Genomic DNA, 7,705 nt, shown 5'->3' with positions numbered 1-7,705 from the left:
CAGCGTTTGGGAGTGGCGCGGCGGCGAGCGTTCGGCCGGGTGCGTGTAACCTTGCGCTTTGGGCGGTAAGGACTCGATGGGTTGATATCGAGATCTACGGTCTGCACGCAACCCTGTGGTCGGGTATGGCTGGGGCCAACTCGCCATGGGCCATCACGGAGCTTGGCGATCGCGGTGAGGTCGAGCTCGCATTCTGCTGGGTGCACATGCGGCGCAACTTCTACGAACTCGCAATCGCCGGCCCCGCACGATCGCCAGCGGGACGCTGAAGCATATCGCTGCATTCTACGCGATCGAGAAGGAGATCCGCGGCAGCAGCCCGGAAGTGCGCCGCCTTGTGCGACAGCAGAAGAGCCGGCCGCGGCCGATGCCTTAAGCCTGGTTGCGCGCCAAGCAGGCCCTCATCAGCCAAAAGATCAAACTCGCCGCCGCCATTCGATACGCCCTCTCGCACTGGCAGGGATTGACGCGCTTCATCGAAGACGGCCGCATCGAACTCGACAACAACACGGTCGAACGATCAATCCGTGGCATCAAACTCAGTCGCAAGAACGCGCTGTTCGCCGGATCCGACGATGGTGCCGAACCCTGGGCTGTCCTCGCCTCCTTGGTCGAGAGCTGTAAGCTCAACGATATCGACCCGCTCGCCTATCTCACCGACGTCCTGACGAGAATCGTCAATGGACATCCAAATCGTGACATCGACCAGCTATTGCCCTGGGCTTACCGCGCTCAAGACCTCAAAGCCGTGGCCTGAGAACGACGCTTACAGTCCAGCTCTGTGCACGCATCCAAGACTAGGCCACAAGCTGCAGACTGTGATACGGTCCGCAATGTGGGCCCGCTAGCATGCTGGCCGCACTCTTGGAGGATTTGCTGTTCCCCGCCTCAACAGCTCGGATCGCTGGATTCGACGGCTTGCGGGCCATCGCATTTCTGCTCGTCTTTGTAAGCCATAAAGTTCCCACCGCCCTTGCGGATCGCTACGGCACCGGCGGTGTATGGATATTCTTCGTACTCAGCGGGTTCTTAATCACGCGGATCCTGGTTCGATCGCGTGAGAAAATTGCGGCAGGAAACAGCAGCTACCGGGCCGAGTTGGTCTCGTTCTACACGCGGCGAACGGCCAGGATTTTTCCTGTCTATTACGCTTTTCTCGCGGCACTCACGCTGCTGGCCGTGCCAGGACTAATCGACATCGGCGAGCCCTCTCGTCAAGCTTCGAACTGGCTGTACGTTTCCAACATCTATATCGAACGATGGGGCTGGCAGACCGACCTCGGGCACCTTTGGAGCCTTGCGGTTGAAGAGCAGTTTTATCTTTTGTTTGCCCCCCTTGTCCTCCTGCTGCCGAGATCCCGACTGCCAGACCTATGCGTCACGCTCATAGTGCTGAGCATCGCTACCCACGCAATAATGCTCTGGCGAGGATCGTGGCACGTTAGCTTCGAAATCAGCTCTCTGGTCAATTTCGGCCTTATGGCGACTGGCGGACTTGCTGGACTTGCCGCCGATCGGCCCTTGCCTAAGCAGCTCCAAGGGAGCTTTCCCCTCATCGTCACGCTTGCAACGGTACTAGCCGCTCCTGCATTGTTTCCCGACATAGATTCGTGGGCCCATTTCGGTCGCATCCCTGCGGTGCTGATGGCCCTTTCGCTGGTCCAAATCTATCAGGACCAGAGCGGGCGAGTTGTGCGGATGCTGGAGGTTCCTCCTCTGCGCGGACTCGGTATCATCAGCTATGCCACTTATCTCTTTCATCCCGTGATCAAGAGTAACACTCTGTTGCATCTTGTAGGTTTTAGCGGCGACATTCGGCATTCCGCGGCGATGTTGCTTGATTTATTGCTGACCGTCACTTTCGCCTGGACGTCCTACCTAATGTTAGAACGCCCAATTCGAAACGCTGTCCTGTCGGTCTCCGCCAACGGCAAACAAAGGGCCAGCACCACTTCGATATCCAGGCAGACAAGGGCTGCAAAATAGACGCGAGCGTTTTTTCAAGATCTCGGCAAGGCGCGATTGATCTGAGCGCGACAATAATCGGTCGGCGCCTTAACTCAAAGTCCGTTCACCAACCAGATCGTTGTGCTAGCAACGCAACGTCCGTCTAGAACGAACGCCGACAAAGCCGGTCGATGGCCAGGATCGAACAATCAAGGTCGCAGTCATGATGGGATCGAACAAAGTTTTACCGGCTTTACCCAATCCCGAGCGTCAATATCACCCGTTCAAAGAATGACGACTTGCGCTAAGGCGGGTCGAGGCCAGTCGGCTAGACCGAAAGTGCTAATTAGTCGGTCGCAGGTACGGAGTGATGCTCGTGCGCGATTCGCCGTCGAACTTGCGCAAACCCACGGTCAGCCGAAACAGGAAACCGTCCTTGTCTCGCGCGGTGCTGGCCTGCGGAGCGCACGCCGGCAGCACGGAATTGCCTCGCCTCAGCGACGCCCGGTCGAAACGCCTTGCCACCATCTCAATCGAGATTTCGTGCATGCTAGAAGGCGGGTGCGAGAGGCTCGGAAAGGGACGACGATGACCGAGGGATTCGGAGTGGCGATCGCGATCGTCTCGAGCAGTCTCGGAGGATCGGCCGCCGCGGTCACGCGCTATCTGGTGGGGGCGGCCGACCCGATCACGCTTGCGATCCTGCGCTGGGTGATCGGGTTGCGATCGTATTGCCTGTCGCCCTATGGCTGAACGTTCGGTGGCCGCAAGGATGGGATCGACCGGCCGTCGCAGCGCTTGGCGTTTGCTTTTTCGGGCTCTTCTTCATTCTCTACAACATTGCGCTTGGCTTCACGACCGCGGCCCGCGCGAGCCTCGCGCTCTCGACCCTGCCGCTTCAGACCATGCTTGCCGGCGCCTTGCTCGGGCTCGAGAAGCTGACGTTTCGCAAGTCTCTTGGCGTTGCCATCGCGATGATCGGCGTGTTTGCGGCATTGGCATCCGGCCTGTCCTCGGCACCGCCAGGAGCCTGGCGCGGCGAATTGATCATGGTTGGCGCGGTGCTCTGCATGGCAGTTTATAACGTGCTTTCGAGGCCATTCATCCAGCGATCGAGCGCGCTCGGATTTCTTGCGGTCGGCATGGGATCCGGCGCGCTGGCCCTGCTCATCGTCGGCGCATTTACCGGGTCAATGTCTGTCATGCGCGCGTTCAACAGCCACGAGTGGATCGCCGGACTATATCTGGGGGCCAGCGGGGGTGCGCTGGCCTTCGTTCTGTGGGTGCTGGCCCTGCAGCACGCCAGCCCCACGCGCGTTGCCAACACCATGACGGTGAACCCCATCGCCGCGGCAACGCTCGCGGCCATCCTCGTCGGCGAGCCGATCACGTTCAACCTCGTCTTCGGTCTGCTCGCGGTGTTCTCGGGAATCTGGATCTCGACGACGGAAGCGAAGCCCGCATTGCCCTAGAGCCTTCTTCCGACCGAAATCGGAACGGTGGCTCTGGATTGTTGTGTTTTGATGCCTTTTCTTCACGCGAACCGATGCCCACTTCGCCGAACACGCCCGAGCCGATTGGCGCGATGACGCTACTGCCATGGGAGAGCTGGATGAGGATCAGGCCTGAGGCAAGGCAGCGCTTGGAATACGGTTTCCAGCGCCGGATCGACGAGCAAAAGCGCCGGTTCGCCGCGCAATGGCAGAGTGCAATCGAATTCGGACAGCGATCGGGTCTGGGGGACGCGGTTGGCATCTTTCGGGCAGAGATCCACCCGCCATTGCGTCTGGTTTCTCTGATCCGCTTGATGGCGCCACTCGTCGCGATCCCGGTGCTCATCATGGCAGCCGCCAAGGGCCTGCCTGGAATGTCACGGCTGCTATTCTTCGCGCCTTTCCTGATCGGTGGCTGGATCGGCGTGAATTCCCTAATGGCCTGGCGCAACCGTTACCATCGCTGGCTATTCGCCTACACGGACGGATTCACCGAGTTCGACGAAAGGGGCCAGCCGGATCGGTCGACCCGCTGGGATGATTTCACTGACATCGCCGATAGCTGGACCTGGACGGAATCGGAAGCGGGCAGCAGCTCCTGGACATTTGACGGCCTCCAGCTGACCCTGCATTGGGGGGACCTCTATTCTGTTCAACACGCCTTACAGGAACATGCTCGACCCGTACCACCCGGTGAACCGCATGCTGGCCGCGTTGCTTCCATCGACAGTGGCCGCGATCATCCCTCAGTTTCCAACCATCATCGAGATTTTCGTGATCTATGTAATCCGAAGGATGGTCGATCGCGATCTGGCAAGCGTCCATGCCGGCGGAACTGTCACACGCGCCGGGATCCACGTGACGAGGGACGGCCTCATTCTCCCCGGACAGACTTCGGTGACACCCTGGGCGACCATCCGCCAGATCGATCTGACGCCAGACCGCGCGCGCATCCATCTGCGTGCCGGCGGCCGAACGACCACTCACCCGGTCACGGCGTTGTCAGGCCCCTGGATCCTCAGCCTGCTGCTCAACCAACTCGGCGTTCAGGCTTCTTTTGGCACCTGACGTTTCGGCCAGTGCATACTAAAATCGTCGCGCATTTCATTGCGCACGAAAACCATAGGATTTATAAATACTTGAAAGAATGGTCGGAGTGGCAGGATTCGAACCTGCGACCCCTGCGTCCCGAACGCAGTGCTCTACCGGGCTGAGCCACACTCCGACTAAGACGGCGGCTTATAGCCTCCACTTTTGTTCACTGCAAGAACCCGAACAAGGAAACCAGGTGCAAACAGCCCTGACCACAAGGATGTTGTCCCCAGACGGCCCGGGGCTGCGCGCTGCCGCTGCGTGCCTTGCCGCCGGCGGGCTGGTCGCGTTCCCGACCGAGACGGTCTACGGCCTTGGTGCTGATGCCGCCAGTCCGGCCGCGGTCGCCCGGATCTACCAAGCCAAGGGCCGGCCCGCTTTCAATCCGCTGATCGCACATGTCGGCAACCTTGCTGCCGCGCAGGCGATCGGACGGTTCAATGACGACGCGACGAGGCTGGCGGAGGCGTTCTGGCCGGGGCCGCTGACCCTGGTGCTGCCGAAGGCGGCTCGCTGCGCAGTCGCGGACCTTGCCACCGCCGGGCTTGATACCGTCGCAATTCGCGTGCCGGCGCATCCGGTGGCGCAGGCGATTCTCGCTGCATTCGGCCAACCGCTGGTCGCACCATCGGCGAACCTGTCGGGCCACGTGTCGCCGACATCAGCGGCGCATGTCCAGAGCGACCTTTCGGGACGGATCGACCTGATCATCGACGGCGGACCGGTTGCCGTCGGCGTCGAATCCACCATTGTCGGATGTTTCGACAGGCCGATGCTGCTCCGGCCAGGCGGCCTGCCGCGCGCCGACATCGAAGCCATGCTCGGCCGCGCGCTGGCGCAGCCGCCGGCCGATGTCGCGGTGGACAGCAGCCAGCCGCTCGCGCCGGGGATGCTGGCCTCGCATTATGCGCCGCGCACAAGAGTGCGTCTCAATGCGACGAGCTTGGAGCCGAACGAGGCGCTGCTCGCCTTCGGCGGCGCATCGGTCAGGGGACAAGAGGCCGCCGCCGCAACCCTGAACCTCTCGCCGCGCGGGGATGTGGTGGAAGCTGCGACCCATCTTTTCAGTTATCTTCGTGAGCTCGACGCGAGGCGCGCCAAGACCATCGCGGTGATGCCGATCCCGAGCGAGGGCCTGGGCGAAGCCATCAATGACCGGCTGCGCCGCGCCGCAGTCGAGAGGGATTTTAGGAAACCCAGAGAGCAATGAACATCGCCCACACCGCCGTGCCGCCCTTGTCGCCCGAACTGATCGCAAAATTCCGCAGCATCGTCGGCGACAAATATGCCGTCACCGACCAGGCCGAGATCGTGCCCTACGTCACCGAGGAGCGTGACCTGTTCAAGGGCCGCTCGCCTTTGGTGCTGCGGCCAGGTTCGACCGCGGAAGTCTCCGCGATCTGCCACCTCGCGAGCGCGCATAAGATCGCCCTGGTGCCACAGGGCGGCAACACCGGCCTGGTCGGCGGCCAGACGCCGCACAATGGCGAGGTGGTGATTTCGCTCAAGCGGATGGACAGGATTCGCGAGGTCGATGCCGCCTCCAACACCATGACCTGCGAGGCCGGCGTGGTGCTGGCCGTGGCGCAGCAGAAGGCCGCCGAGGCCGACCGCCTGTTTCCGCTGTCGCTCGGCGCCGAGGGCAGTTGCACCATCGGCGGCAATCTCTCCACCAACGCCGGCGGCACCGCAGCTCTCGCCTATGGCGTGGCGCGCGAGATGGCGCTGGGGCTCGAGGTAGTGCTGGCCGACGGCCGCATTCTGGGTGCGCTGTCGAAGCTGAAGAAGGACAATACCGGCTACGACCTGCGCAATTTGTTCATCGGCGCCGAGGGCACGCTCGGCATCATCACGGCGGCGACCCTGAAACTGTTTCCAAAACCGCGCGCGATCGAGACCGCCTTCATCGGGCTCGCCTCGCCGGCGCAGGCGCTGAGGCTGCTGTCGCTGTCGCAGAACGAAGCAGCGGGCACGCTGACCAGTTTTGAACTGCTGTCGGGCATCGCGGTCGATTTCTCGATCCGCCATGGCATCGACATCCGCGATCCCCTCGCGAGCAAATATCCCTGGTATGTGCTGATGGAATTGTCCTCGCCGCGCGAGGACGCCCGTGCCACGCTGGAGGCCATCCTGGCGGCGGCGCTGGAGGACGGCATCGTCGACGATGCTGTCATCGCGGCGAATTTGAGCCAGCGCCAGGCGTTCTGGAAGCTGCGCGACGAGATGTCGGCGGCGCAGAAGCCGGAAGGCGGCTCGATCAAGCACGACATCTCGGTGCCAACAGCCGCGGTGCCGGATTTCATTGCGGAAGCCAATGCCGCCGTCGTGAAGCTGCTCCCGGGCGCGCGGCCGGTGCCGTTCGGCCATCTCGGCGACGGCAATATCCATTACAATGTCAGCCAGCCGGTCGGCGCCGATACCGCCGACTTCCTGGGCCGCTGGCACGAGGTCAACGCCGTCGTATTCGAGATCGTGCTGCGGATGGGCGGATCGATCTCGGCCGAGCACGGCATCGGCGTGCTCAAGCGCGACGAACTGCCCGAGGTGAAGGACAAGGTCGCCATCGAGTTGATGCGGCAGCTCAAGGCGATGCTCGATCCCCTAGGCATCATGAATCCCGGCAAGGTGCTGTGAACCTCGCCACAACGCGTGCCTGACAGAAAACTGCCAGACAGCAACGATAGGTTCGCCTCCCTCATTCTCACCTGATTCCATCCACGGGAACTCGCTATGGATTCCGCCAGTCATCTGTCGTTTGCGCCGATCACGGACCAAGACGTCGCCAGAGTCATCGCGCTGTGGGAGCGCTGCGGCCTGACGCGGCCATGGAACGATCCGGCCGCCGACATCACGCTGGCGCGAAACAGCCCGAATGCGACGGTGCTGGTCGGCCGCATTGCCGGCGAGATCGTGGGCTCGGTGATGGTCGGCCATGACGGCCACCGCGGCTGGGTCTATTACGTCAGCGTCGATCCGGACCATCACGGCAGCGGCCATGGCCGCGCCATCATGGCCGCCGCGGAAGACTGGCTGCGCGCACGGGGCGTGCCGAAGCTGCAGCTTCTGGTGCGGCGTGCCAATTCGAAAGTGCAGGCGTTCTATGAAAGGCTCGGCTATGCCGAACAGGACACCATTGTCTTTGGCAAATGGCTCGACGGCCGCGACCCGACGCC

The 7,705-nt window shown here is 62.2% G+C and carries 7 protein-coding genes, 1 tRNA gene and 1 pseudogene; 8 read left to right on the top strand and 1 reads right to left on the bottom strand.

Annotated features, from left to right (window positions below; genetic code table 11):
* Positions 1–104 precede the first annotated feature (104 nt).
* From tnpC to JOZ76_RS11765, 5 genes and pseudogenes are all read left to right on the top strand, one after another.
* Positions 105–757: pseudogene (gene tnpC, locus JOZ76_RS11780) on the top strand (IS66 family transposase); the annotation flags it as partial.
* A 92-nt stretch (positions 758–849) separates the two neighbouring features.
* Complete coding sequence (locus JOZ76_RS11775) at positions 850–1,986, top strand: acyltransferase family protein (RefSeq protein ID WP_291698796.1); 1,137 nt, start codon at positions 850–852, stop codon at positions 1,984–1,986.
* 549 nt (positions 1,987–2,535) lie between these two features.
* Complete coding sequence (locus JOZ76_RS38210) at positions 2,536–2,700, top strand: hypothetical protein (RefSeq protein WP_366938567.1); 165 nt, start codon at positions 2,536–2,538, stop codon at positions 2,698–2,700.
* Complete coding sequence (locus JOZ76_RS11770) at positions 2,679–3,419, top strand: DMT family transporter (RefSeq protein ID WP_366938566.1); 741 nt, start codon at positions 2,679–2,681, stop codon at positions 3,417–3,419. Before JOZ76_RS38210 ends, JOZ76_RS11770 begins: the two co-directional genes overlap by 22 nt.
* A 723-nt stretch (positions 3,420–4,142) precedes the next feature.
* Positions 4,143–4,508, top strand: a complete 366-nt coding sequence (locus JOZ76_RS11765) for a hypothetical protein (protein ID WP_291698795.1) — start codon at positions 4,143–4,145, stop codon at positions 4,506–4,508.
* Between the two features lie 80 nt (positions 4,509–4,588).
* Here JOZ76_RS11765 and JOZ76_RS11760 read toward each other — a convergent pair.
* A tRNA-Pro gene (locus tag JOZ76_RS11760) sits at positions 4,589–4,665 on the bottom strand.
* An 87-nt stretch (positions 4,666–4,752) separates the two neighbouring features.
* On the opposite strand from JOZ76_RS11760, the gene JOZ76_RS11755 reads away from it, so the two are divergent.
* The 3 genes from JOZ76_RS11755 to JOZ76_RS11745 all read left to right on the top strand — a co-directional run.
* Positions 4,753–5,742 (top strand): L-threonylcarbamoyladenylate synthase, encoded by a 990-nt coding sequence (locus JOZ76_RS11755; RefSeq protein ID WP_291698794.1) that lies wholly within the window; start codon positions 4,753–4,755, stop codon positions 5,740–5,742.
* Entirely contained in the window at positions 5,739–7,166 is a 1,428-nt protein-coding gene (locus tag JOZ76_RS11750) for an FAD-binding oxidoreductase (protein WP_291698793.1), read from the top strand. Before JOZ76_RS11755 ends, JOZ76_RS11750 begins: the two co-directional genes overlap by 4 nt.
* 96 nt (positions 7,167–7,262) lie before the next feature.
* A partial coding sequence (locus JOZ76_RS11745) for a GNAT family acetyltransferase (protein WP_291698792.1) occupies positions 7,263–7,705 on the top strand: 443 nt, incomplete at its 3' end.

Origin of the sequence: Bradyrhizobium sp. (assembly GCF_019244115.1) — a bacterium.
GTDB lineage: Bacteria > Pseudomonadota > Alphaproteobacteria > Rhizobiales > Xanthobacteraceae > Bradyrhizobium.
The sequence above is the reverse complement of the archived record's forward strand: the minus strand, read 5'-3'. Positions and strand labels throughout refer to the sequence as shown.

What these genes read in the sequence shown, in the direction of transcription:
- JOZ76_RS11750 (WP_291698793.1), top strand. Translation starts at nt 5,739, where the DNA reads ATGAACATCGCCCACACCGCCGTGCCGCCCTTGTCGCCCGAACTGATC.
- JOZ76_RS11775 (WP_291698796.1), top strand. Translation starts at nt 850, where the DNA reads ATGCTGGCCGCACTCTTGGAGGATTTGCTGTTCCCCGCCTCAACAGCT.
- JOZ76_RS38210 (WP_366938567.1), top strand. Translation starts at nt 2,536, where the DNA reads ATGACCGAGGGATTCGGAGTGGCGATCGCGATCGTCTCGAGCAGTCTC.
- JOZ76_RS11755 (WP_291698794.1), top strand. Translation starts at nt 4,753, where the DNA reads ATGTTGTCCCCAGACGGCCCGGGGCTGCGCGCTGCCGCTGCGTGCCTT.
- JOZ76_RS11765 (WP_291698795.1), top strand. Translation starts at nt 4,143, where the DNA reads ATGCTGGCCGCGTTGCTTCCATCGACAGTGGCCGCGATCATCCCTCAG.